General features: G+C 64.6%; 22 protein-coding genes and 3 tRNA genes. 16 read left to right on the top strand and 9 right to left on the bottom strand.

What is annotated here, in order from left to right:
- The first annotated feature begins 215 nt into the window (after positions 1 to 215).
- Together rplM and rpsI are read left to right on the top strand one after the other, a co-directional pair.
- Positions 216 to 680 carry a 50S ribosomal protein L13 gene (gene rplM, locus L5876_RS03975; RefSeq protein WP_236954810.1) on the top strand — a complete coding sequence of 155 codons (465 nt, stop codon included), beginning with the start codon at positions 216 to 218 and terminating at the stop codon, positions 678 to 680.
- A 2-nt stretch (positions 681 to 682) separates the two neighbouring features.
- On the top strand, positions 683 to 1,183 hold the full coding sequence (rpsI, locus tag L5876_RS03980; RefSeq protein WP_272906832.1) for a 30S ribosomal protein S9: 501 nt from the start codon (positions 683 to 685) through the stop codon (positions 1,181 to 1,183).
- A 74-nt stretch (positions 1,184 to 1,257) separates the two neighbouring features.
- On the opposite strand, the gene L5876_RS03985 is transcribed toward rpsI, so the two are convergent.
- Both L5876_RS03985 and phaC read right to left on the bottom strand, forming a co-directional pair.
- Positions 1,258 to 2,778: a sensor histidine kinase gene (locus L5876_RS03985; protein WP_236954811.1), complete on the bottom strand. Its 1,521-nt coding sequence runs from the start codon at positions 2,776 to 2,778 to the stop codon at positions 1,258 to 1,260.
- 93 nt (positions 2,779 to 2,871) lie between these two features.
- Entirely contained in the window at positions 2,872 to 4,833 is a 1,962-nt protein-coding gene (gene phaC / locus L5876_RS03990; protein ID WP_236954812.1) for a class I poly(R)-hydroxyalkanoic acid synthase, read from the bottom strand.
- A gap of 102 nt (positions 4,834 to 4,935) precedes the next feature.
- Here phaC and L5876_RS03995 point away from each other — a divergent pair, with 102 nt between their 5' ends.
- The 9 genes from L5876_RS03995 (at position 4,936) to L5876_RS04035 (ending at position 10,183) form a co-directional block, all read left to right on the top strand.
- Positions 4,936 to 5,259 carry a hypothetical protein gene (locus L5876_RS03995; RefSeq protein ID WP_236954813.1) on the top strand — a complete coding sequence of 108 codons (324 nt, stop codon included), beginning with the start codon at positions 4,936 to 4,938 and terminating at the stop codon, positions 5,257 to 5,259.
- 29 nt (positions 5,260 to 5,288) lie between these two features.
- Entirely contained in the window at positions 5,289 to 6,245 is a 957-nt protein-coding gene (glpX, locus tag L5876_RS04000; protein ID WP_236954814.1) for a class II fructose-bisphosphatase, read from the top strand.
- On the top strand, positions 6,245 to 8,038 hold the full coding sequence (gene recJ, locus L5876_RS04005) for a single-stranded-DNA-specific exonuclease RecJ (RefSeq protein WP_236954815.1): 1,794 nt from the start codon (positions 6,245 to 6,247) through the stop codon (positions 8,036 to 8,038). Before glpX ends, recJ begins: the two co-directional genes overlap by 1 nt.
- Before the next feature lie 67 nt (positions 8,039 to 8,105).
- A tRNA-Glu gene (locus L5876_RS04010) sits at positions 8,106 to 8,180 on the top strand.
- A 192-nt stretch (positions 8,181 to 8,372) separates the two neighbouring features.
- Positions 8,373 to 8,897 carry a cold shock domain-containing protein gene (locus tag L5876_RS04015; RefSeq protein WP_236954816.1) on the top strand — a complete coding sequence of 175 codons (525 nt, stop codon included), beginning with the start codon at positions 8,373 to 8,375 and terminating at the stop codon, positions 8,895 to 8,897.
- 63 nt (positions 8,898 to 8,960) lie between these two features.
- Positions 8,961 to 9,599, top strand: a complete 639-nt coding sequence (locus L5876_RS04020; RefSeq protein ID WP_236954817.1) for a DUF192 domain-containing protein — start codon at positions 8,961 to 8,963, stop codon at positions 9,597 to 9,599.
- Positions 9,600 to 9,643: 44 nt separating this feature from the next.
- Positions 9,644 to 9,720, top strand: a tRNA-Pro gene (locus tag L5876_RS04025).
- 21 nt (positions 9,721 to 9,741) lie between these two features.
- Entirely contained in the window at positions 9,742 to 10,047 is a 306-nt protein-coding gene (locus tag L5876_RS04030) for an ETC complex I subunit (RefSeq protein ID WP_236954818.1), read from the top strand.
- A gap of 59 nt (positions 10,048 to 10,106) precedes the next feature.
- Positions 10,107 to 10,183: transfer RNA gene (locus L5876_RS04035), tRNA-Arg, on the top strand.
- A 105-nt stretch (positions 10,184 to 10,288) separates the two neighbouring features.
- On the opposite strand, the gene metC is transcribed toward L5876_RS04035, so the two are convergent.
- Positions 10,289 to 11,431: a cystathionine beta-lyase gene (gene metC / locus L5876_RS04040; protein ID WP_236954819.1), complete on the bottom strand. Its 1,143-nt coding sequence runs from the start codon at positions 11,429 to 11,431 to the stop codon at positions 10,289 to 10,291.
- A gap of 108 nt (positions 11,432 to 11,539) precedes the next feature.
- On the opposite strand from metC, the gene L5876_RS04045 reads away from it, so the two are divergent.
- Entirely contained in the window at positions 11,540 to 12,547 is a 1,008-nt protein-coding gene (locus tag L5876_RS04045; protein ID WP_272906849.1) for an amino acid ABC transporter substrate-binding protein, read from the top strand.
- Here the strand turns inward: L5876_RS04045 and L5876_RS04050 are convergent.
- Together L5876_RS04050 and L5876_RS04055 are read right to left on the bottom strand one after the other, a co-directional pair.
- Entirely contained in the window at positions 12,526 to 13,365 is an 840-nt protein-coding gene (locus tag L5876_RS04050) for a sulfurtransferase (RefSeq protein ID WP_236954821.1), read from the bottom strand. The two genes, L5876_RS04045 and L5876_RS04050, sit on opposite strands and share 22 nt — an antisense overlap.
- Positions 13,358 to 14,365, bottom strand: a complete 1,008-nt coding sequence (locus L5876_RS04055) for a cysteine synthase A (protein ID WP_236954822.1) — start codon at positions 14,363 to 14,365, stop codon at positions 13,358 to 13,360. Before L5876_RS04055 ends, L5876_RS04050 begins: the two co-directional genes overlap by 8 nt.
- 128 nt (positions 14,366 to 14,493) lie before the next feature.
- Between L5876_RS04055 and L5876_RS04060 the strand changes: the two genes are divergently transcribed.
- Genes L5876_RS04060 through L5876_RS04075 form a run of 4 tightly spaced genes read left to right on the top strand, consistent with a single transcriptional unit; the run spans position 14,494 to position 18,017 of the window.
- Entirely contained in the window at positions 14,494 to 15,105 is a 612-nt protein-coding gene (locus tag L5876_RS04060) for a cupin domain-containing protein (RefSeq protein WP_236954823.1), read from the top strand.
- A gap of 4 nt (positions 15,106 to 15,109) precedes the next feature.
- Entirely contained in the window at positions 15,110 to 15,826 is a 717-nt protein-coding gene (locus L5876_RS04065; protein ID WP_236954824.1) for an SDR family NAD(P)-dependent oxidoreductase, read from the top strand.
- Between the two features lie 4 nt (positions 15,827 to 15,830).
- A complete protein-coding gene (locus tag L5876_RS04070) occupies positions 15,831 to 16,493 on the top strand; it encodes a DUF6134 family protein (RefSeq protein WP_236954825.1) in 663 nt (220 codons plus the stop codon).
- A 3-nt stretch (positions 16,494 to 16,496) separates the two neighbouring features.
- Positions 16,497 to 18,017 carry a cryptochrome/photolyase family protein gene (locus L5876_RS04075; RefSeq protein WP_236954826.1) on the top strand — a complete coding sequence of 507 codons (1,521 nt, stop codon included), beginning with the start codon at positions 16,497 to 16,499 and terminating at the stop codon, positions 18,015 to 18,017.
- Here L5876_RS04075 and L5876_RS04080 read toward each other — a convergent pair.
- From L5876_RS04080 to L5876_RS04095, 4 genes are read right to left on the bottom strand one after another with little or no spacing between them, the layout of a single operon-like run.
- Positions 18,012 to 19,262: a cyclopropane-fatty-acyl-phospholipid synthase family protein gene (locus L5876_RS04080; protein ID WP_236954827.1), complete on the bottom strand. Its 1,251-nt coding sequence runs from the start codon at positions 19,260 to 19,262 to the stop codon at positions 18,012 to 18,014. The genes L5876_RS04075 and L5876_RS04080 overlap by 6 nt on opposite strands.
- A gap of 9 nt (positions 19,263 to 19,271) precedes the next feature.
- Positions 19,272 to 20,063, bottom strand: coding sequence for a DUF1365 domain-containing protein (locus tag L5876_RS04085; protein WP_236954828.1), 792 nt, complete (start codon positions 20,061 to 20,063; stop codon positions 19,272 to 19,274).
- Complete coding sequence (locus L5876_RS04090) at positions 20,060 to 21,433, bottom strand: FAD-dependent oxidoreductase (RefSeq protein WP_236954829.1); 1,374 nt, start codon at positions 21,431 to 21,433, stop codon at positions 20,060 to 20,062. Before L5876_RS04090 ends, L5876_RS04085 begins: the two co-directional genes overlap by 4 nt.
- On the bottom strand, positions 21,430 to 22,878 hold the full coding sequence (locus L5876_RS04095; protein ID WP_236954830.1) for a deoxyribodipyrimidine photo-lyase: 1,449 nt from the start codon (positions 22,876 to 22,878) through the stop codon (positions 21,430 to 21,432). The genes L5876_RS04090 and L5876_RS04095 overlap by 4 nt, the downstream gene beginning before the upstream one ends.
- Positions 22,879 to 22,907 lie beyond the last annotated feature (29 nt).

Genomic DNA, 22,907 nt, shown 5'->3' on the forward strand with positions numbered 1-22,907 from the left:
TCGGTGTCCTCTCTCGTGCTTGCGGAGTTAGGACAAAACCGGGCAAATGGGGAGGCCTTCACGGAAATTTCGTGTATGCGGTAAATATATACCGCATAGCTAACCCCATGTGACTGCGTTTGTTTTCAGACCGGTGTTGACCGAAGTGCGAACTGCGTCTAGATGGCGCGCTTCCGCAGAGAGGGGCCGCCCTCTCCAAGCACAAGAGACACGTCATGAAGACCTATTCCGCCAAGCCCGCGGACGTGGTGAACAACTGGATCGTCGTCGACGCGCAAGACGCCGTCGTCGGCCGTCTGGCGGCGTTCATTGCCACGCGCCTGCGCGGCAAGCACCGCCCGGACTACACGCCGCACGTCGATCTGGGCGACCACGTCATCGTCATCAATGCCGACAAGGTCCGCTTCACCGGCCGCAAGATGGGCGACAAGCGCTACTACCGTCACACGGGTCACCCGGGCGGTATCAAGGAAACCTCCCCGGAGAAGATCCTGGGCGGGAAGCACCCGGAGCGCGTCGTCGAACTCGCCGTGAAGCGCATGCTGCCGAAAGACAGCCCGCTGGCGCGTGGTCAATTCTCCAAGCTGCGCGTCTATGCCGGCTCGGATCACCCCCATGAAGCGCAGAAGCCCGAAGCGATCGACTTCAAGGCGCTCAACACCAAGAATGCGCGGAGCTGATCATGGCTGAGCAAACCCGTTCCCTCGAGGACCTGAAGGACGCGCTGAAGAAGTCCGACGCCCCGGTTTCCGCCGCGGTCGCCGAAGAAGCGCTTCCCGAGCCGAAGATCGACGAGCACGGCCGCGCCTATGCGACCGGCAAGCGCAAGAACGCCATCGCGCGCGTCTGGATCAAGCGCGGCAATGGCAAGGTCACCGTCAATGGCCGTGACCAGGAAGTCTATTTTGCCCGCCCGGTGCTGCGGATGATGATCCGCCAGCCGTTCGAGGTGGCCGAGCGTCTCGACGAGTTCGACGTGATCTGCACGGTCACCGGCGGTGGCCTGTCGGGCCAGGCCGGCGCGGTGCGTCACGGCATCTCCAAGGCGCTGACCTATTTCGAGCCGGAACTGCGCAAGCCCCTCAAGGCGCGCGGCTTCCTGACCCGCGACAGCCGCGTGGTCGAGCGGAAAAAGTACGGCCGGGCCAAGGCGCGCCGCAGCTTCCAGTTCTCGAAGCGCTAATCAAACTTTCGGCTTTGCCGGAAATGGAACGGGCGGTCCGATGGGCCGCCCGTTTTGTTTTCGGGTGTCTAGTCTTACGGCGAAGGGTGGTTTCCATTCAGCGGAATCTCGATCGCGGCGCGGAATTCGCCGCTGGCGCTGGATTGTTCGAACCGGCCATCCCACTTGATCTCGACGAGATCGCGCATCAGCTGCGTTCCGAACCCGCTTCCCGAATGGCTGGCGTGTTCTCGCGTGAACGGGTCTGTCCAGACGATACGCAGAGCGCGAACGCCATCGTTCGAGTTCACCGTCCAGGACAGATGGACCCGCGCCCCGGAGTTGCCGAGCGCGCCGTATTTGGCCGAGTTCGTCGCGAGCTCGTGGAGAACCAGGCCGAGATCGAATGACAGTTCGGGGGGCAGGACCGTGTCCCGTCCCTCGGTCTCCAGCTGTCCGGCGAAGGGTTCCAGCACTTCACCGATCAGGTCACGCAGGCGGGTCACTGTCCAGCCATCGTTGACGATCACGCGGTTCGCGCGCGCAAGTGCCATCAGGCGGGCCTGAAAGGCGGACTGAAGATGGGGCGGGGCCTGATCCTGAAAGGTTTGCGAGGCGATCGACCCGACGATCTGGAGCATGTTTCCGGCACGGTGGCTGGCTTCGCGCAGGAGAAGCTGGCGGTATTGCAGAGCCCGTTCCTGCCGCGCCGCGCCCGCGACGATGTTGGCGAGTGACAGCAGCGTTTCGGCGTCCTGGGTGGTGAAGCCGCGGATGTCCGTCGTGTGGACGCCGAACACGCCGAAGGGCCGGTCGCTGCTTCCCGGAATGATCACGGACATGCCGCTGCGTACGCCATGCTCGCGCAGGAGCGGGGGCCCGCTGAAACGGGTCTCGGTTTCGAGGTCGCGGACGATCACTGGCGTTTCGCTGTTCAGGGTAAAACCGGCCTGGCTTTCGGCATCGATGCCGACCCTGCCCCTCCCGACGAGACCGTCCTGCCAGCCGATACCGGAGAGCAGTTCGAGACGGTCGGCCAGATCGCCGAAGGCGAGGATTTTGGTGAGGGGGGCATTGAAAATCCTCGCGGCCACGCGGACCGCCTCGTCCAGCGTGTCCTGAAACCGCGCGCATGACAGGGCGAAGGACCCGAAGGACGCGACGGCTTCGGCCTGTTGCTGGCGCACGGCAAGGGCGCGCTCGAACCGGATCCGGTCGCTGACGTCGATGCAAACACCGGTGAGGTAGCGGCGGGCGCCGTCCTCGACGATACCGCCGCGCGCTTCGAGATAAACCGCTTTTCCGGCGGTCGATCGGGTCGAGCGGTAGACGGCGCGGTAGGGCTGGCCGGTCTTCAACGTCTCCTGGATCGCATTCCAGACCGTTTGGGTATCGTCGGGGTGAACGTCCATCTGGAAGGCCGACAGCGACCCGTCGAACTCGGATCGCGGCATGCCGTGCAGTCCGCACAGATTTGGGCTCCAGAACAGCATGTCGGTGTCGATACGCCAGCGCCACGCACCGGCCTCACCGAATTCCAGCGCGCGCAGCAGAGGCTCGCTCTCAAGCAGCCAGCCCCCGGTCTCCGGCTCCATTTCGGAATTCCCCGCGTCCATTCCAGCCTCCCCGGGCCCGCGCAATGCCTTGCGGGCCGAGGCTTTAACTGCGGAAGGCGCAAAATGGTTTCACGGGTGCGGGAATATTTTGCGTCAGCTTCGCACCTTCACGTATTCGCCAGGCGCGTCGCAGATCGGTTTGTGCTTTTTGCTGCCGGGCTGGCGGGCGGGGACGTCCTTGCCCGAGCGGGTGTAGAGCCAGTCGCGCCAGTGCATCCACCACGAGCCGGGATGCTCCTCGGCGTCCTTGATCCAATCCTCGACCGTTTCGGGCAGGCCGGTGTTGATCCAGTGCTGGTATTTGTTCGCGCCGGGGTGGTTGATCACGCCGGCGATATGGCCGGAGCCGGCCATCATGAACTCGACCGGGCCGCCGAACAGCTTCGCGCCGCGATAGACGGACGGGAAGGGGGCAATGTGATCGTCCTTGCTGGCCTGCATGAAGATCGGCGTCTTCACCTTCGACAGGTCGAGTGTGTGGCCGTCGATCTCGACCTCGCCCTTCGACAGCATGTTCTTGCGGTACATCGTGTCGAGATACCAGAGGTGCAGCGTCTTCGGCATGCGGGTCTGGTCGGCGTTCCAGAACAGGAGGTCGAAGGCCTGCGGCTGCCGGCCGAGGAGGTAGTTCGACACCACGAAGGACCAGACGAGATCGTTCGACCGGAGGAGGTTGAAAGTGTCGGCCATGGTCCGGCCGTCGAGCACGCCGCCCTGGGCGTCCATCAACCGCTCGATCTCGGCGATCCAGGCCTCGTCGACGAAGAGGAGGAGATCGCCGGCCAGTTCGAAATCGGTCTGGGAGGCGAAGAAGGTGGCGGTCTCGATCCGGTCGGCCTCGCCGCGCGCTTCCAGAAGGGCGAGGGCGGAGGCGAGCATCGTCCCGCCGATGCAATAGCCCACCGTGTGGGCACTCTTCTCGCCGGTGATTTCCTCGACCACGTCGAGCGCGGTGAAGAGGCCCTCATGAATGTAGTCGGCGAACGTCTTGTCCTTGAGGCTGGCGTCGGGATTGACCCAGGAGATGAGGAAGACGGTGAAGCCCTGTTCGGTGAGCCATTTCACCATTGAACTCTTCTCGCGCATGTCGAGAATGTAGAATTTGTTGATCCAGGGCGGGGCGAACAGGATGGGGCGCTGCTTCACCGTTTCGGTGACCGGCACGTACTGGATCAGCTCCATCACCGCATTGCGGAAGACGACCTTGCCCGGGGTGGTGGCGAGATCCTCGCCGATGCGGAAGCCCTCCAGATCGGTCTGGCTCAAGGCGAGGCGGCCGCCCCCGCGTTCGAGGTCCGCCATCAGATTGGCGAGGCCCTTGGTCAGGTTCTCGCCTTTCGACTGCAGCGTTTCGCGCAGCACGTCCGGATTGGTCAGCGCGAAATTGGTCGGCGCCATCGCGTCCGTCATCTGCTTGGTCAGAAACTCGACCTTGCGCTTGGTCGCGTCGTCGACGCCGTCCACGCCGTGGACGAGGCCCATCATGAAATTCTGGTTCAGGAGATAGGACTGCTTGATGGCGTCGAAGACGGGATGCGAGGTCCAGTCGGCGCTGCGCCATCGCTTGTCGGACGGGTCGGGTTTGACGACGTCCTCGGCCTCGCCGGAGACCATCTTTTTCGTGGTCGAGGTCCAAAGGTCGAGATAGCCCTTGAGGAGGCCGGCCTGGGCCTGCATCAGCTTGTTCGGATCGGAGACGATCTGGCTCCACACCGTGCCGAATTCCGGGGCGTTGTTGAACGCGTCGGCGCGCGGCATCGAGACGTCGCCTGACAGCGCCTGGCGCATCACGTCGGCGACCAGTTTCTGGGACTTCAGCGAGGCCTGCATCAGATTGCGCGACATGTGGTCGAGCGCTTCGAGATCGGCTTCCGACAGCGATTCCCAATTGGGCAGGGGCGGCGGGGCGGCTTCAGCCTCGGGGGCTGGCTTCGCCCTGGCTTCGGCCTCCGGCTTCGGCGCAGTCCTGGACTTGGGCGCAGCCTTCGTAGCCTTCGCAGCCGGTTTGCGGGTCGGGTTGGCCTTTGCGGGCTTCTTGGCGGGCTTGCGGGCCATGTCGGACTTGTCCCTCATGTCGGCCGGGCGCAGGCGGCGGGTGACAGCGCGGTTCCAGAGCGTATAGATAGCACCGCGCGCGTCCAGCGCCGGAGAGGCCGAATGACCCGATTCTTCCTGCTTTCGTCAGCCCTGCTTGTGGCAGCGTGCGCGACGCCGGACCTGCCCGACGGGCCTGATGGCGCGCCGCAATGGTATGACGAACAGCTGGAAGCCGCCGACCGCACCGCGACTGCGCCGCAGATCATCCCTTCGCGCAGCCTTGATCCCGCGGAGGATTCCCGCCGCGCGGAGTCGATGGAAGACGTGCTTGAAGCGCGTGACGAACTGATTGCCGCCGACCGGGCCCAACCGGTCGAGCCGCAGACCGAAACCTATGCGAACGAGCAGCGTCCGCGTACGACGCCGCCGGAACGTGACGACTGATTCCCGCCCCTGACGGAGACGACCCGACGATGAGCGACGCCTACGCCCTTCAATCCCTCGCTTTTGCCGCCGCACGCGCGGCCGAGTCCGCGGCGATCGCGGCGCATGCGCTTGTCGGCCGCGGCGACAAGGAAGCCGCCGACCAGGCGGCCGTCGATGCGCTGCGCACGGGGCTCAATGCCATGCCGATGCGCGGCCGGATCGTGATCGGCGAGGGCGAGCGCGACGAAGCGCCGATGCTCTATATCGGCGAGGAAGTCGGTACGGGCGAAGGTCCGGAGATCGACATTGCGCTCGATCCGCTGGAAGGCACGTCACTGACCGCGAAGGGTCAGCCGAATGCGCTCGCTGTTCTGTCGCTCAGCCCGCGCGGCGGCCTGCTGCATGCGCCGGACACCTATATGGACAAGATCGCGGTCGGCCCCGGCCTGCCGCGCGGCGTCGTCGATCTCGACAATACGGTCGAAGACAATATCCGTTCGCTCGCCAAGGCGAAGGATTGCGACGTGTCGGACATCACCGCCTGCGTTCTGGAACGCGAGCGGCACGCGAAAATCCTGTCGGAACTGAAGCGGCTCGGCTGCCGCGTCATCCTGATCCCGGACGGCGATGTCGCCGGCGTGATCGCGACGACCGATCCCGATACCGGGGTCGATATCTATATGGGGCAGGGCGGTGCGCCCGAGGGCGTGCTGGCGGCCTCTGCTCTGCGCTGCGTCGGCGGGCAGATGCAGACGCGTCTCTTCTTCCGCAATGACGACGAGCGTGCCCGCGCCGCCAAGCACGGCGTGTCGGATCTCAATCGCAAGTATTCGCTGAACGACCTGGCGTCGAAGGACTGCATGTTCATCGCGACCGGCGTGACCGACGGTTCGCTGCTGGACGGCGTGCATTTCACCGGCGAGTTCGTCGAGACCGAGACGCTGATCATGCAGAGCTCCGACAAGTCGGTGCGGCGCCTCTTCTCCCGCAAGCCGAAGGGCTGATGGCGGCGGAGACGATATCCGACAATCCGGGCGCCTTTCTCGGCGTCGAAACCTCGCTCGCCGGTCAGGCCTGGCGTCTGCGCGTCGCGGACGAGGCGCAGGTGCGCGATATTGCCCGCATGGCCGGCGTCAGCGATCTCGTGGCCCGGGTGCTGGCGGCGCGCGGCGTCGCGCCGGATGCCGCGGCACGCCATCTCGATCCGCGGCTGCGTGACTTCTTCCCTGACCCGTCGAGCTTTCAGGACATGGATCTCGCCGCGGCGAAGATCTGGGACGCGGTCGAATCGGGCCGGTCGATCAGCGTCTTTGCCGACTATGATGTCGATGGCGGCACCTCGGCGGCACAGCTGATCCGCTGGTTCCGGCAGATCGGCGTTGATGCCGGCATCTATGTCCCTGACCGGATCAACGAGGGCTACGGCCCGTCTGCCGAAGCCTTCGAGACGCTGAAGGCGCGCGGAACCGACTTCGTCATCACCGTGGATTGCGGGGCGACGGCCGGTGCGGCGCTCGATGCGGCGCGCAATCTGGGGCTCGGCGTCGTCGTGGTGGACCATCACCTGATGGGGGCGGACCTTCCGGTCGCCGACGCCGTGGTCAATCCGAACCGGCTCGACTGCCAGTCCGGGCAGGGCCATCTGGCCGCCGCCGGCGTCGTTTTCGTTCTTCTCGCGGCGCTGAACCGTGAAGGGCGTAAGCGCGGCGGTTTCGAAGGGCGCAGCGAGCCGGACATCCTGGCGCTGGCCGATCTGGCGGCGCTCGGCACGGTCTGTGACGTTGTGGCGCTCAGCGGGTTCAACCGGTCTGTCGTGACGCAGGGCCTGAAAATCATGGGCGGCTGGGCCAATCCGGGACTGCGTGCGCTCGCCGAGGTATCGGGGGTGAAGACCGCACCCGGCGTCTATCATGCCGGTTTTCTCCTGGGGCCGCGGATCAATGCGGGCGGACGGGTCGGGCGGTCCGATCTCGGCGCGCGCCTGCTTTCCACCGACGATTTCGACGAGGCAATGGAAATCGCCGTCGAACTCGACCGGCTCAATGCCGAGCGCAAGGCGATCGAGGCCGATGTGATCGAACAGGCCACGGCGCAGATCGAGCGCAGCGGGCATAATGCCGGACCCGTGCTGGTCGCCGACGGCGCCGGCTGGCATCCCGGCGTGATCGGTATTGCGGCCGGGCGCCTCAAGGACCGCTATGGCCGCCCGACGGTCGTGATCGGCGTCGAGAAGGGTGTCGGGAAGGGTTCCGGCCGTTCCGTGCCCGGGGTGGATCTGGGCCGGGCCGTGTCCGATGCGAAGGCCGAAGGCCTGCTGGTCGCGGGGGGCGGTCACCCGATGGCCGCCGGACTGACGATCGAGGAGGGCCGGATCTCGGATTTCACCGAATTCCTGAACGCCCGCCTCGCGGCCGATTTCGACAAGGCCGCCGATGCGCGTGCGCTGAAGCTTGACGGGCTGATGTCACCGGCCGGCGCGACACAGGCCTTTGTCGAGGAACTGCAGCGCGCGGGTCCCTTCGGACAGGGCTATTCCGAACCGCGATTCGCGATCGGACCGGTGCGCGTGGCCTATGCCGAACGCGTGGGCGGGGCGCATGTGCGATTCTCGCTGGCGGGGGAAAGCGGTGACCGGGTTTCCGGCGTCGCCTTCCGCTCGGCCGACACGCCGATCGGCGAGGCTTTGCTGGGCGGAGACCGTCAGCGCTGGTATGCGGCGGGCCGCATCAAGCTCGATGAATGGCGCGGCCGAAAGCGGGTGGAATTCCATCTGGAAGACCTCGCTGCAACGGAGTGAAAAAGCGCCGGAATGGGTGCTTGCATCCGAAAAACCGGCGCTATATAGAAGCGCCTCTCGTGACCGCGGGCCCTTCGTCTATCGGTTAGGACGCCAGGTTTTCAACCTGGAAAGAGGGGTTCGATTCCCCTAGGGCCTGCCACGCGATCTTCCAGTTATCGACAGGATATTCTCCCCGCGCCGGGGTAGGCATCGGGCTGATTGTGTTCGGCTTTTCCCGGGCGGGCGACTCGCTGCGTTCATGTCGATGAACCCTCCGTTCCCGGAAAGTCTTCCCGTATTTGGTTAATGCGTGTTAAGGTTTCCCCTGTGAGTTGTGCGGGGGAGTACAGGCATGGCGCTTGAAACACTGGTTTGCGGTGAAAACGCAGGCCCGCAGCGCGTAGCCGGCACGGTCAAATGGTTCGACCCGGCCCGGGGCTACGGTTTTCTCGAAACGGATGACGGCGAAGGAGATGTGCTGCTGCACGCCACAAGGCTTCGTGCCGCCGGTCACGCCTATGCGCCGGAAGGCGCGCGAGTGGACTGTCTCGCGGTGAAGGGCCCGAAAGGGCGCCAGGCGCTACAGATCCTGCACATGACGGGCGGGACGGCGGAAGCGCCGCGGCCGCGCCGTTTCCATCCGGACGGCGATGGTCATGATCCTTTGGTCGCGGCCACCGTGAAGTGGTTCGACAACGGCAAGGGCTATGGCTTCCTGACATGCGACGGGGTCGAGGGCGATGTCTTCGTCCACGCCGTGACGCTGCACCGGGCCGGTTTCGACGATGTCCGCGCCGGCGACAATCTGCAGGCGCGCTGCACGAACGGTCCGAAGGGGCTGCTCGCCTCCGAGATCCGGCCGGCTGCCAGCGCCTGAAAGCCACGAATTCACGGTCATCGCCGATTGCGCGGCAGGCCTGTCAGGGCTAGCGTGCGCGCCATGTTGAAGCACGCCCTTACCGCCTTCCTTCTGCTGACCAGCGCGCCCGCGCTGGCGCAGCAGCCTGACGCCCTTCCTGATGCCCAGCTCGAGGCCCAGCCGGGCGATCCCGCGCATCCCGATACGGTGATCGATTTCGGCGACCCGCAACCGCTGACCATCGTCACGGATGAAGGCGATATCGAGATGTCGGTGCTGTTCGCCGATACCGATCCGGAGCGCGCGCGCGGCCTGATGTTCCGCGAGGAACTGGCCGACGATGCCGGCATGCTGTTCGACTTCGAAACCGTGCGTCCGGTCTCGATGTGGATGCGCAACACGCTGATCCCGCTCGATATCATCTTCCTCTCGGAGGAGGGCGTGATCGTGAAGATCATCGGCAATGCGCGGCCGCACTCGCTGCGCCAGCTGCTGTCCGATTTCCCGGTGCGCGCGGTGCTGGAAGTCCGGGGCGGGCTGACGGCGGAGCGCGAGATCATGCCCGGCGACCGGGTGGAGCATGCCATGTTCCCGATGCCGGAGGCGGAAGAAGTCCCGGCCGAGGACGACGGTGACGACATGGTGGGAGACGAGGCGGGCGACGAAGCGGCGGCTGAGGAGGCCCCTGCGGATGACGCTGCGGCTGACACAGAGGAATGACCGGCTTGCGCCCCGGCGCGGCGCTTTCTAAGAAGCGGACAGTTCGGGGCGTGGCGCAGTCTGGTAGCGCATCTGCTTTGGGAGCAGAGGGTCGTTGGTTCGAATCCAGCCGCCCCGACCAATAACAGGCGAGGCAACGGGCATGTTCGCGACCATCTACAGACCGTCCAGAAATGCGATGCAGTCGGGCCAGGCGAAGATGCGCCACTGGGTGCTCGATTTTCCGCAAGGCGCGGCGCGCCGGCCGGATCCTCTGATGGGCTGGACCAGTTCGACCGACACCAAGGCCCAGCTGAAGCTGAAATTCGATAGCAAGGAAGAGGCGGTCGCCTATGCCAAGAAGCATGGCATTCCCTTCCGCGTGACCGAGAAGCCGGAAACGCCGCGCAAGGTGAAGTCCTACGCTGCGAATTTCTCGTCCGACCGCCGCGAGCCCTGGTCGCACTAGACCCTTTTGCGCGATTTCGCGTTGGCCCCGCCGGTGCGCGGGGCTAGACCTTTTCCCACGCCTCCGTAGCTCAACCGGATAGAGCACCCGCCTTCTAAGCGGACGGTTGCAGGTTCGAGTCCTGCCGGGGGCGCCATCCATATCTTTACTCAGCCCCGTCCGGGCCTTCGCTCCTCGCGATCGGCCAGACAGGCTGACCTTCGCTGCGGACGCTCCGCGTCCGACTGCCAGACCGTCCCGTTTAGCGGCTGACCGCCGCGAACGCCGTCCCGATGTCCGCGATCAGGTCGCCGGGGTCTTCGAGGCCGATGGCAAAGCGGATGAGCGTGCCCTCCGGCTTGCCGTGATTGCGGCGGATCTGCGGGTCGCAGTGAATTGCGAGGCTTTCAAACCCGCCCCAGGAAAATCCGAGACCGAACAGCTTCATCGCGTCGAGGAAGGCCTCGGTGCGGGCCCGGTCGAAACCGGTCAACGTGACCGCGAAGATGCCGCTGGAACCGGAGAAGTCCCGCTTGAAGATTGCGTGATCCGGGTGATCGGGCCGGGCCGGGTGGATGACCGAGGAGACTTCCGGGCGATCCGCGAGCCAGTCGGCAATCTTCAAGGCGCTCTCGCCGGACCGGGTCAGGCGGACGCCGAGCGTGCGCAGACCGCGCAGGGCGAGCCAGGCATCATCCGGCGAGACGTGGCAACCGATCGTGCGTTCGTAATCCTTCAGCTTCTCCGCCGTTTCGCCGCGCGCCAGTGCCGCGCCCAGCAGGATGTCGGAATGTCCACCGACATATTTGGTCAGCGCCTGCGCGGCGATCCCGGCTCCGAGATCGAGCGGGTTCATCAGGAGGCCGGCGCTCCAGGTGTCGTCGGCGATGACGACGGCCCCGGCGTCGGATGCGGCCTTCGAGATGGCGGGAATGTCCTGAAGCTCGAAGCTGAGCGAGCCGGGGGATTCCACGAAGATGGCCTGCGTCTTCCCGTCGATCAGGTCGGCAATGCCGGACCCGATGCCGGGTGCGAAGAAGTCCGCCGTGATGCCATATCGCGGCAGGATTTCGGTGATGAATTTTCGTGTCGGGCCGTAGACGCAGTCGGCAGCCAGAACGCGCCCGCCGGTCGAGGTGCAGGCGAGGAGGGGCAGGCTCATCGCCGAAAGCCCGGACGGTGTGAGCATGCACCAGTCCGCGCCGTAGAGTTCGCAGAGCGCTTCACGCAGCGCCGACTGGGCCGACAGGCCCATGCGTCCGTAATGCGGCTTTCCCGGCGGTGCGTCGTAAAGTGTGGCTGCGCTTTCGGCGAGAACGGTCGAGCCGCGCTCGACCGCCGGATTGACCAGGCCGCGCCCGTCATGCGGGCGTCCGATGCGGGTCAGGCGGGTCTCCGGCTTCATTTTGCCCTCACAGGTCTGTAGTAATGACGGAACAGCCTTAGAAGGCTCTTTGCCGTGACGCCAGTCTCACTCCTGTTTCCGCGCAAGTTGCGCCGGATCCTGTCCTTCATGACAGGCGCGCTTGCGGGCATTTCCATGGACGCTCAGGAAGTCGCGGATTCCGGCAGCACGCTGCGGGCGATCGAGTCGCGCGGCTATCTGCGCTGCGGCGTCGATGTCGGGCTCAGCGGTTTTGCCGAGCGCGGCGAGGACGGCGTCTGGCGCGGATTCGATGTCGATCTCTGTCACGCCTATGCTGCAGCCATCCTCGGTCGGGAAAGCGCAATACGTTTCGTGCCGCTTACGACGGCGGAACGGTTCGACGCGCTGGCCGCGGACGATGTCGATATCCTGATCCGGAATACGAGCTGGACGTTCGAGCGCGATGTCGGGATGGGGTTCGATTTCGCCGGCATCGCCTATTTCGACGGGCAGGGCTTCATGGCCCCGGCGGACCTCGGCATCTCCAGCGCCCGCGATTTGCATGGCGCGCGGGTCTGTGTGCAGGGCGCGACGACGAGTGCGCTCAATCTCGCCGATTATTCCGCGACACACGGTCTCGACATGCAGGCGATGGAGTATCCGACGGCTACGGCCGGGCTGGAGGCCTATGCGGCCGGCGAATGCGATGTCTACACCAACGACCTCTCATCGCTCGCCGGACTGCGCGCCAGCCTTGAGGATCGCGATGCGCATATCCTGCTGCCGGACGTGATTTCGAAGGAGCCGCTCGGCCCGGTGATCCGGGAAGGGGATGCGGCATTCGAGGATGTCGCGCGCTGGATATTGCTGTCGCTGATCGCGGCGGAGGAGTTGGGCGTGACAGCCGAAAATGCGCGGGCGCAGGCGCAGAACAATCCCAGCCCGGAAGTCCGGCGTCTGCTTGGGGCCGACGGTGATTTCGGCGAGCGGCTGGGCCTCGACAACCGGTTCGCTCTCAGGGCGATCGAGGCAGGCGGCAATTACGGTCAGATCTTTGACCGCAATCTTGGTGCGGGATCACCGCTACAGCTGCGCCGCGGCCTGAATGCGCAATGGACTGAAGGCGGACTGCTCTACGCGCCGCCTTTTCGCTGAGGCCCGCTCTCGACCGGCATATCATCGCGCGACCCCCATTCCGCCCACGACCCGTCATAGACCGCGGCGGTAATGCCCTCGCGTTCGAGTGCGAGCGCCAGAAGGCTGGCGGTCACACCGGAGCCGCAGGTCGTGATCACCGGCTTGTCCGGATCGAATCCCGGCGTTTGCGAAACCCGGCCATCCCGCTTCAGCGCCTTGTCCTCGGTCCAGAGGTCGAGGAAGGGGTGACAGATGGCGCCGGGTATATGGCCGCTGCGCATGCCTTCGCGGGGTTCGGGAGACGCGCCTTCGAAGCGGGCGCGGGGCCGTGCATCGACAATGTTGGCGTGTCCGGATTCGCTGGCGGTGAGAACGGCGCTTCGGTCGGCGACCCGTTCCGGGCGGAAGGTCGCGCGATAACCGGAGGCGGGCTCAACCGGATCGAGGTCCGGGGCGACGCTGCCGCCGGCAGCAAGCCAGGCTGGCAGACCACCGTCGAGCACGCGCACGTCGTCATGCCCCATCACCTTGAACATCCACCAGACGCGCGGCGCGCTGAACAGGCCGATCCGGTCATACACGATGACCGGCGTGTCATTGGTAATGCCGAGCGCGTCCATGTGCGCGGCGAAGTCCTGCGGTGGAGGCAGCATGTGGGGCAGGGGATTGTCCGTGTCTTTCACCGTGTCGATGTCGAACGGAACAGCGCCCGGAATATATCCCTCCAGCCAGGGCTGCGGGCCACCCGTGAAGGTCCAGGTCGCGTCGACGAAGACCGCGCGGCCATCGGCAGCGGCATCCAGTGCCTCATCGGGGGAGATAAGCGGATCAGTCATCGAGCCAGTCCGGAACGGGCAGGCCCTTTTCCTTCAGGAAATCCGGATTGTAGAGCTTCGACTGATAGCGCGAACCGTGGTCGCACAGGATGGTCACGATGGTGTGGCCCGGACCCATTTCCCTGGCGAGGCGAATCGCGCCGGCGATGTTCACGCCCGAAGAGCCGCCCAGGCACAGACCCTCTTCCTTCACCAGATTGAACAGGATGGGCAGGGCTTCCTCGTCCGTGATGCGGAAGGCGCTGTCGACCTCGACACCTTCAAGATTTTTCGTGATGCGGCTCTGCCCGATGCCTTCAGTGATCGAATTGCCGGACGCGCAGAGCTCGCCCTCGGCGTAATAGCCATAGAGCGCCGCGCCGCCGGGATCGGCGATGCCGATGCGGATGTCCCTGTTCTTCGCCTTCAGCGCCATCGAGACGCCCCCGAGCGTGCCTCCGGACCCCACCGCGCAGATGAAGCCGTCGACCTTGCCGCCGGTCTGTTCCCAGATTTCCGGAGCGGTGGTCTCGGCATGGGCCGCGCGGTTATCGGTATTGTCGAACTGGTTGGCCCAGATCGCGCCGTTCGGTTCGGTTCTGTTCAGCTCCTCGGCCAGCGTGCCGGAATAGCGGGCATAATGGTTCGGGTTTGCGTAAGGCACGGCGTCAACCTCGATCAGTTCCGCGCCGAGAATGCGGATCGCGTCCTTCTTTTCCTTCGACTGGGTCCGCGGAAACACAATGACGGTGCGGTATCCAAGCGCGCCGCCAACGAGCGCCAGGCCGATCCCGGTATTACCGGCCGTGCCTTCCACGATGGTGCCGCCGGGTTTCAGCGCGCCGGAGGCCTCCGCCTTGCGGATGATTCCGAGCGCGGCGCGGTCCTTCACCGAGCCGCCGGGATTGAGGAATTCGCACTTGCCGAGAATGGTGCAGCCGGTCTCTTCCGAGGCGCGCTTTAGCTTCAGAAGCGGCGTGTTTCCAATAAGATCGATGACGCTTTCGGCCGGTGCGGTCATGTCGGGATTCCTCGCTGTCAGACCGGAAAACTAGGGAGCGGGCCGCGGTGCCGCAATGTGCGCGCGATGAATTGATCCGATTTGCATTCGTCTGCGTAGACCGTCCTGAAAGCAAGGAGACTCACTGCGTGGCTGCCATTCCTGACGACAGCTGGTTCGCGGATTACGCCGCCGGAGCCGGTCCGGCGGCCGTCCGCACGCTGATATCCGCACAGATCGAACTTAATCCTGCCGCCGCGAAGCGGGCCGCCTTCTTTGACGCGATCGCCAGCGAATTCGCTCTGGCCGACCTGTCCCCCGCAGGCGCGGTGCCGGACGAACTCGACGATTTCCTGCGCATTCCTGACCCGCAGCCCGATGCGATCTACCCGTCAGCACTCGCGCAACTGGGCTTCTCCAGCGACCGGAAGCCCTGGCGCAGCCACCTCGGCGGCGTCAGCGCGCGCAAGATCAAGCGGTTGTGCGAGCCGGGTGTGGATGCCCGCCTGTTCCGCTTCGCGCCGGGCGCCGCCATTCCGCAGCACGATCACGGCGGCGAAGAAATGACGCTGGTCCTGACCGGCGGCTTTGCCGATGAAAAGGGCGTCTATCACCGCGGCGACGTCGCCGTCGGCCGGGCCGGCGAGGCGCATACGCCGATGGGGCTGCCCGGCGAGCCCTGCATCTGTTTTGCGGTATCCGTGGGTGGATACCGCTTCCGCAACCCCCTGATGTCGCTGGCCGCGCGCTGGCTGGAGTAGTGTGATGACGACACTGATTTTTGGCGCGACCGGCGGTGTCGGCGCGGCACTCGCGCGCAGGCTGGTCGACCGCGATGTCGTTGTTCACCTTGCCGGGCGCGACGCGGCCAAGCTCGCCGCTTTGCACGATGAACTCGGTTCTCCGACCTCGGTTTGCGACGTGCTTGACGACGAGCAGATCGCGGCCGCGGTGGAGGCAGCCGGGCCGGACCTGTCCGGACTCGCCTTCTGTGTCGGGTCGATCGATCTCGCTCCGCTGCGCCGGGTGGATCGTGACCTGGTGCGCAAGAGCGTTGAATTGAATGCGGTCAGCGCCGCCATGGCGCTGAAGGCCGCCGAGAGTGCGCTGAAGAAGAATAGTGGCTCGGCCGTGTTGTTCTCCTCGGTCGCGGTGGCGCAAGGCTTTGCGCAGCACGCCGCGATCTCGGCCGCCAAGGGTGCGGTCGAAGGGCTGGTGCGTGCCGTCGCGGCCGAATGGGCGCCGAAGGCGCGCGTCAACGCGATTGCGCCAAGTCTGATGAAGACCGGAATTGCCGAGCCGATGACCGCCAATGAGGCGGTCGCGGACGGTATCGCGAAAATGCATCCGATGGCGCGGCTTGGAGAGGCGAATGACGCCGCCGCGCTCGCGGATTTCCTGCTGTCGGAGGACGCAGGATGGATTTGCGGTGAAGTGTTTGCCGTCGACGGGGGACGTGGACGGGTCAGAAGCAGAGGATGACCTGATGAAGCGCCTGATGATTTCCGCGGCGATGCTGTCATTCCTGGCCGCTCCCGCCCTGAGTGCCGACTACGCCCCGCGCGCGGGATCGGTGATCGCGTTCGATGTGATGCGCGGCGAAAGCCCGATGGGGACTCACACGATCACGTTCGAGCGTGACGGCGACCGTCTCGTGGCCACGACCGATATCGACCTGCGCGTCAGCTTCGGTCCGGTCACCTTCTTCCGGTACGAACATGAGGCTCGCGAAATTTGGGTCGGCGACCGGCTGGTGTCCTTCACCTCCGAGACCTTCAAGGACGGCAATGATCTCGACGTGGCGGCCGAGCGTGAGGGCGACCAGCTCACCATCGACGGCATGACCTATGAGGAAGAAGAAGTCTCGCTGACGCTGCCGGCTTCTCTGGCCCTGTCGAGCCACTGGCGCGGCTACGACCCGGCCGCCTCTGTCATCTTCAACACCGAGACCGGTCAGGAGATGGAAGTCGAGATCGAACAACTCGGCACCGAGACCATCACCGTCATGGGCCGCCAGATCGAGGCAACGCGCATCCGCATGGCCGGCTCTCTGACGGTCGATCTCTGGTACGGGCCGGACGGCGAATGGGTGAAGTGCGCGTTCGAGGCACGCGGCGAAACCATCACCTATGTCCGCCGGGACGCCTGATCCGTGGCCGTGCTGCGGCTGATCCTTGGCGATCAGCTCGATCCGCATATCGCATCACTGAAGGACGCCGACAAGCAGGCTGACCTGATCCTCATGGCCGAGGTGATGGCGGAGGCGACCTATGTCCGTCATCACAAGAAGAAGATCGCCTTCGTGTTCTCGGCGATGCGGCATTTCGCAGCCGAGTTGGAGGAAAAGGGCTACCGCGTCTGCTATGTGACGCTCGATGCGGAGGGCAATTCCGGCTCGCTGAAAGGCGAGGCCGCGCGGGGGCTGAAGGACGGGGCGTTCGACAGGCTCGTCGTGACTGAACCCGGCGAATACCGCCTCAAGGCCGATATGGAGACATGGCAGGATACGTTCGGCCTGCCCGTCGAGATCCGCGAGGACGATCGCTTCATCTGCCCGCACGAGGACTTCCGGACCTGGGCTCGGGGCCGTCAGCGCCTGACGATGGAATATTTCTACCGCGAGATGCGGCGGAAGACCGGCCTTCTGATGGAGGGGGACAAGCCCGAGGGCGGGCAGTGGAATTACGACAAGGAAAACCGCAAGCCGCCGAAGGCCGGGCTCGACTTTCCCAAGCGGGCAACGCGGAGTCCTGACGACATCACGAAGGACGTAGTGGCGCTGGTTGCCGAGCGGTTTGCCGATCATCCGGGTGATCTGGAGCCGTTCGGATTCGCGGTCACGCGCGAAGAGGCGATGCGCGAGCGCGATGTCTTCCTGGAAAAGGCGCTGCCGCACTTTGGCGACTACCAGGACGCGATGGTGGCGGGCGAGCCCTGGCTCTACCACTCGGTCCTGTCGCTCTACATGAATTGCGGCTTGCTCGATCCCCGCGATCTCTGCGAGCGTGCCGAACAGTCTTACCGGGACGGGCACGCACCGCTCAATGCGGTCGAGGGTTTCATCCGCCAGATTCTCGGCTGGCGGGAATATGTCCGCGGCCTCTACTGGCTGAAAATGCCGGACTATGCCGAAAGCAATTTCCTGATGGCGCAGCGCAAGCTACCCGACTTCTACTGGACCGGTGAGACAAAGATGGCGTGCCTTGCCGATGCGATCGGTACGACGCTGAAACACGCCTATGCGCATCACATCCAGCGGCTGACGATCACCGGAGCGTTCGCGCTGCTCGCGGGCATTCGCCCAAGCGAGGTCGAGGACTGGTATTTGCTGGTTTACGCCGACGCGTACGAGTGGGTGGAATTGCCGAACACGCACGGCATGGCGCTGTTTGCGGACGGTGGGCTGATGGCGACCAAGCCCTATGCCGTGTCCGGGAGCTATATCAACAAGATGAGCGATTATTGCCGCTCATGCGCCTACAACGTGAAGGACAAGACGGGAAAAAAGGCGTGTCCGTTCAATTATCTCTACTGGGATTTTCTGACGCGAAATGAAGAGCGCCTGAAGGGCAATCACCGGCTGGCGATGCCCTACAGGACGCTCAAGATGATGGACCCGAAACAGGTTTACGCGATGCGGGCCGAGGCGAAACGCTTTCTCGACGCTTTATGATTTCGCGAGCGCGTATTGCGCGACATCGATCCGGCCCGTCTTGAAGCCGGCCTCGCAATAGCTGAGGTAGAATTTCCACATCCGGCGGAAGCGCTCGTCAAAGCCCATCGGCCGGATCGTGTCCCACTTCTCCTCGAACCGCTCGTGCCATTCGGCGAGCGTACGCGCGTAGTCGAGCGCGAAGCTTTCGGAAGTCTTCAGTGCGAGCTTTGCCTTGTCGAATTCGGCGTTGAGCTTCTCCATCGAGGGCAGGATGCCGCCCGGGAAGATGTAGCGCTGGATGAAGTCTGCGCGTTTGGAATAGGAGTCGAATATGTCGTCGCGGATCGAGATGATCTGCAGGCCCGCCTGTCCGCCCGGTTTCAGGACTTCGGAGACTTTCGAGAAGAAGGACGGCCAGTATTCCTGCCCGACCGCCTCGAACATCTCGATCGACGCGACCCGGTCATAGGTGCCGGTCTCGTCGCGGTAGTCCTGAAGCTTGATCTCCACGCGGTCGGATAGCTGCAGACGCTCCATCCGTTCGATCGCGTATTCGCGCTGCGACGGGGAGAGGGTGAGGCAGGTCACCCGTGCACCGACATCGCGCGCGGCGTATTCGGCGAAACCGCCCCAGCCGCAGCCGATTTCGAGGACATGGTGGTCCTTCTCGAGCCCGATCATCTCGGCGAGCTGGCGGTATTTCGAGCGCTGTGCATCCTCGAGCGTCTGGCTTTCGCTTTCGAAGCGGGCCGAGGAATAGGTCATCGTGGGGTCGAGCCACTGCTCGTAGAAATCATTCCCGAGGTCGTAGTGGGCCTCGATATTCTTGCGCGCGCCCTTGCGCGTGTTGGGGCGCATGCGGTGATAGATCCAGTGCACGAAGCGCTGCACCGGCCCGCCCTTGGCGAGGTTCGGCTGGTTGTCGAGATTGGACGAGAAGAGCTCGAGCAGCGCCGTCAGATCCGGCGTGTCCCACTGATTGGCCATATAGCCTTCGGCAAAGCCGATATCGCCGCCCGCCGCGGCACGGCCGATGCAGCGGTAGTCATGAATGACGAATTCGGCGTTCGGGCCGGGCTGTTCGCCTTCGAACAACAAGGCTTTTCCGTTGGGCAGCGAGACCTTCAGCGTGCCGATCCGGATTTTCAGCAGCATGCGGAAGGCGATCCGGGCGGTCGCCGGGACTTGTCTGAGACGCGAAAGGACCTCGCGCGTGGCGATTTCCACGTTGGAGGCACGGGCGTTCATCGTGACGTCGGCCATGAGGGAATATTACTCCGAAACAGACCCGGTTCCAAGCCGGGCAGAGGTGAGCGGGCGATCGGGCGGCGAAGGCTTGGGGTGGTAACGCGCGCCCTTGAGCCACAGTTTCAGCGCTTCGAAATGGATCGCGGCGATCGTTTTGTGCGTCGATAGCGGCTGGCGAAGGAAAAGTTTCCAGAGCGATTTCGATGTCGCTTCCTGGCGGATCAGCGTCATCGACGCGGTGAAGTCGGTCTCGCCGGAAACGGACTTGACGATCGACAGGGCGAGCCGGTCGTCGCCCGGCTTCAACGAAAACCCGTATTGCCCCTCGACGCCGAAGAAGGGCGAAACGTGGAAGCTCTTGGCTGCGCGGTGGTGCAGGTCTTCGTCCGATCGGATCCGGACACCATAGGTGTGGGCGTCGCCGAACGTGTTGTGAACCTCATAGAGCGCGCCGCGCAGACCGCCGTCCGGGCCGTAGCCGAGCCAGACTGAAATCGGATTGAACTGGTAGCCGAGGACACGCGGCTGGCAGACAAGGCGGATGGGGCCGCCGTCGAGCTCGACGCCGACCTCTGCGAACCGCTTGAGCGCCCAGTCCTTGAGGTCGCTGCCGTCGCGGGCGCCGTGATCGCCGGGATGAAAGCTGAACAGGTTGAAATTCCCGATGCTGAACCAGCGGGACGTGGCTGCGGCGTCGTCCAGCCGATCAAGATCGAGTCCGATATAGGCGATCCGGTAACCGAAACGGTGCGTGAACGGCTTGGTTCGCGCATGGACGGTCCGGCCGGGCCAGAGGGAGAGAGCGGGGAAGGTCACTCCGCCGCCACCCAGGCCGCTGCCGCAGCGGCAGGCTGAGCCGCCTGATCCGCCCACGGCCCGCCATCGACATCGCCTTCAGCGAATTGCCACGGGATCTGGCCACCCAGCTTCAGGGCCAAGCGCAGACCGGCGCGCAGGCCATCTTCGTGGAAGCCGTAACCGAGCCAGGCCCCGGCGAACCAGACATTCCGGCGGCCCTGGATGCGGTTGAAGATTCGCTGCGCAGCGAGGCCGGCGCGGTTGAATTGCGGGTGGTCGTATTCAAACACGCCAAAGGTCAGCGCCGGATCGGGCAGGCGGTCCGGGTTGAGCGTCACATAGACCGGCGTTTCAGCCGGAATGCCCTGAAGGCGGTTCATGTCATAGGTGACGCATGCCGGGGCATCCGGTTCCCGGCGGAGATAATTCCAGGCGGCGTGGGCCGCCTTTCGGTCCGGCATGAAGGACGGATCGCGGTGCAGCGCCACGCGATTCGGCGCGTAGGGTATCGCCGCCAGCATGTCGCGTTCTTCCGGATCGGCGTCCGACAGCATCGCAAGTGCCTGGTCGCTGTGGCAGGCCAGAATGACGTCGTCATAGACGGCGCTGGTGCCGTCCTCGGTCACGACGATGGCCTTGCCGCTCCCGCGGCGCACTTCGCGGACCGGGCTCGACAGGCGGACCCGGTCACCCAGATCGCGCGCGATGGCCTCGACATAGGTGCGGCTGCCGCCGGTGACGGTGCGCCATTGCGGGCGCGCCATGTTCATCAGGCGGTGGTTCTTGAAGAAGCGGATCAGCGCATCGGCCGGGTAGTCGAGCATACCGTCTTCGGTCGATGACCAGATCGCGGCACCCATCGGCAGGAGGTAGTTGATGCGGAAACGCTCGCCGAAGCCGTGACGGTCGAGGAACTGACCGATGGTCAGACCGTCGAGCTCGCCGGCCTCCAGGGCCGCTGGTGCGAGATCGTTGAAACGCAGAATGTCCCTCAGCATGGCGAGATAGGTCGGCTTCACGAGATTCCGCTTCTGCGCGAACACGCCGCCGAGGCCGTTTGAACACCATTCGAACTGGCCCTTCAGGGCGAAGCCGAAACTCATGTCGGCCTCTGTGGAGGCGATGCCGAGATGTTCGAACAGACCGCAGAGATTGGGGTAGTTCAGGGGGTTGAAGACGATGAAGCCGGTATCGACCGCGATCGGCGTGCCGTCATAGTCGATATCAACCGTGGCGGAGTGACCGCCAAGCCGGGCGCGCTTTTCATAGAGCGTCACGTCATGCGTGTTACGTAACGCCCATGCCGCACCGAGCCCGGCAATGCCGGAGCCGATGACGGCGATGCGTTTGCGTTCGCTCGACGGATGCAGGTCTACGATTTCGGTCACGCGGCCTCCTTCAGGCCCTTGAAGGCCGCCAGCGCGCGATCGCGCGCCTCTGAATGATCAACGATGGGTTTCGGATAGGTTGTGCCGAGCCTGATGCCGGCCTGCGCCAGCACAGAGTCCGGCGCAGTCCACGGGGCGTGGATGTATTTCGCGGGCAGCTTCGCGAGCTCCGGCACGAAGCGTTTCACATACTTGCCGTCGGGGTCGAATTTCTCGCCCTGGGTGATCGGATTGAAGATCCGGAAATAGGGAGCCGCGTCGGCGCCGGATCCGGCGACCCATTGCCAGCTGGCGGAATTGTTTGCGAGGTCGGCATCGACCAGCGTGTCCCAGAACCAGTCCTGCCCGCGCCGCCAGTCGATCAACAGGTGCTTGATCAGGAAGGAGGCGGCGATCATGCGAACGCGATTGTGCATCCAGCCGGTCTGCCAGAGCTGGCGCATGCCGGCGTCGACGACGGGATAACCCGTTTTACCCTTGGTCCAGGCCTCGAATGCGGCGTTGTTTCCGGCCCACGGAAAACCGTCGAACTTGTCCTGGTAGTTACGGTCCGGGAAATGCGGAAAATGGTAGAGCAGGTTGTAGGAAAATTCGCGCCAGCCGACCTCCGACAGGAATTTGTCGGCATTCTTGCCTTCGGACGCATTGCGCGTCGCGTGCCAGATCTGGCGCGGTGAAATTTCACCCCAATGCAGGTGCGGGCTGAGGCCGCTCGTGTCGTCCCGATCCGGCCGGTCTCGTCCATCAGGATAGGACAGAAGCCGTTCACCGAGGAAATCTTCAAGCCGTTCGCGAGCGCCAGATTCCCCCGGCGTCCAATATTCGGCAAAACCCTTGGCCCAATCCGGCTTTGCCGGCGTCAGGTCCCAGTCATTCAGGCCGTCCGAGGCGATCGACTTCCAGGGCTTCAGCGATTCCGGTGCGGGCAGGGGATCGGACGGGTCGATCACTTCGCGCTCTGCGCGCCAGTACGGCGTGAAGACCTTGTAGGGATCACCCGTCTTCGTCTGGACCGTCCAGGGCTCGGCGAGCAGGGCCCCGTTGAAACTGGCGGCCTCTATGCCCTTGTCTTTGAGCGCCGACTTGATGGCTTCGTCACGCTTTCGGGCGAAGGGTTCGTAGCAGCGATTCCAGAAAACGGCGGACGCGCCGGTCTCCTCGACAAGATTGGCGATGACCTTGTCCGACGGACCCGAGCGCAGGACGAGATGAACGCCGCGCGCTTCGAGATCGGCGGCAAGCTTTTCCAGCGAATGATGAAGCCACCAACGCGAAGCGCCGCCCCAGGCCCACTTCCCGGGTGTCTCGTCATCGAGGATGAAAACCGGGATCACCGGGTTACCCGTCTCCGCGGCCTGATGCAGTGCCGGATTGTCCGACAGGCGAAGATCCTGCCGGAACCAGACGATGACTGGACCGGATGGGGTGGAGGCGGATGAGGACAAGAGCGCAGGGGCCTTCTATTCTTCTTGTC

This window comes from Hyphobacterium sp. SN044, from assembly GCF_021864465.1.
In the GTDB taxonomy this organism is placed as follows: Bacteria; Pseudomonadota; Alphaproteobacteria; order Caulobacterales; family Maricaulaceae; genus Hyphobacterium.

Bases quoted from the DNA above. Each gene is read 5' to 3' on its own strand.
- rplM (WP_236954810.1), top strand. From the start codon at position 216: ATGAAGACCTATTCCGCCAAGCCCGCGGACGTGGTGAACAACTGGATC.
- rpsI (WP_272906832.1), top strand. From the start codon at position 683: ATGGCTGAGCAAACCCGTTCCCTCGAGGACCTGAAGGACGCGCTGAAG.
- L5876_RS03985 (WP_236954811.1), bottom strand. From the start codon at position 2,778: ATGGACGCGGGGAATTCCGAAATGGAGCCGGAGACCGGGGGCTGGCTG.
- phaC (WP_236954812.1), bottom strand. From the start codon at position 4,833: ATGGCCCGCAAGCCCGCCAAGAAGCCCGCAAAGGCCAACCCGACCCGC.
- L5876_RS03995 (WP_236954813.1), top strand. From the start codon at position 4,936: ATGACCCGATTCTTCCTGCTTTCGTCAGCCCTGCTTGTGGCAGCGTGC.
- glpX (WP_236954814.1), top strand. From the start codon at position 5,289: ATGAGCGACGCCTACGCCCTTCAATCCCTCGCTTTTGCCGCCGCACGC.
- recJ (WP_236954815.1), top strand. From the start codon at position 6,245: ATGGCGGCGGAGACGATATCCGACAATCCGGGCGCCTTTCTCGGCGTC.
- L5876_RS04015 (WP_236954816.1), top strand. From the start codon at position 8,373: ATGGCGCTTGAAACACTGGTTTGCGGTGAAAACGCAGGCCCGCAGCGC.
- L5876_RS04020 (WP_236954817.1), top strand. From the start codon at position 8,961: ATGTTGAAGCACGCCCTTACCGCCTTCCTTCTGCTGACCAGCGCGCCC.
- L5876_RS04030 (WP_236954818.1), top strand. From the start codon at position 9,742: ATGTTCGCGACCATCTACAGACCGTCCAGAAATGCGATGCAGTCGGGC.
- metC (WP_236954819.1), bottom strand. From the start codon at position 11,431: ATGAAGCCGGAGACCCGCCTGACCCGCATCGGACGCCCGCATGACGGG.
- L5876_RS04045 (WP_272906849.1), top strand. From the start codon at position 11,540: ATGACAGGCGCGCTTGCGGGCATTTCCATGGACGCTCAGGAAGTCGCG.
- L5876_RS04050 (WP_236954821.1), bottom strand. From the start codon at position 13,365: ATGACTGATCCGCTTATCTCCCCCGATGAGGCACTGGATGCCGCTGCC.
- L5876_RS04055 (WP_236954822.1), bottom strand. From the start codon at position 14,365: ATGACCGCACCGGCCGAAAGCGTCATCGATCTTATTGGAAACACGCCG.
- L5876_RS04065 (WP_236954824.1), top strand. From the start codon at position 15,110: ATGACGACACTGATTTTTGGCGCGACCGGCGGTGTCGGCGCGGCACTC.
- L5876_RS04070 (WP_236954825.1), top strand. From the start codon at position 15,831: ATGAAGCGCCTGATGATTTCCGCGGCGATGCTGTCATTCCTGGCCGCT.
- L5876_RS04080 (WP_236954827.1), bottom strand. From the start codon at position 19,262: ATGGCCGACGTCACGATGAACGCCCGTGCCTCCAACGTGGAAATCGCC.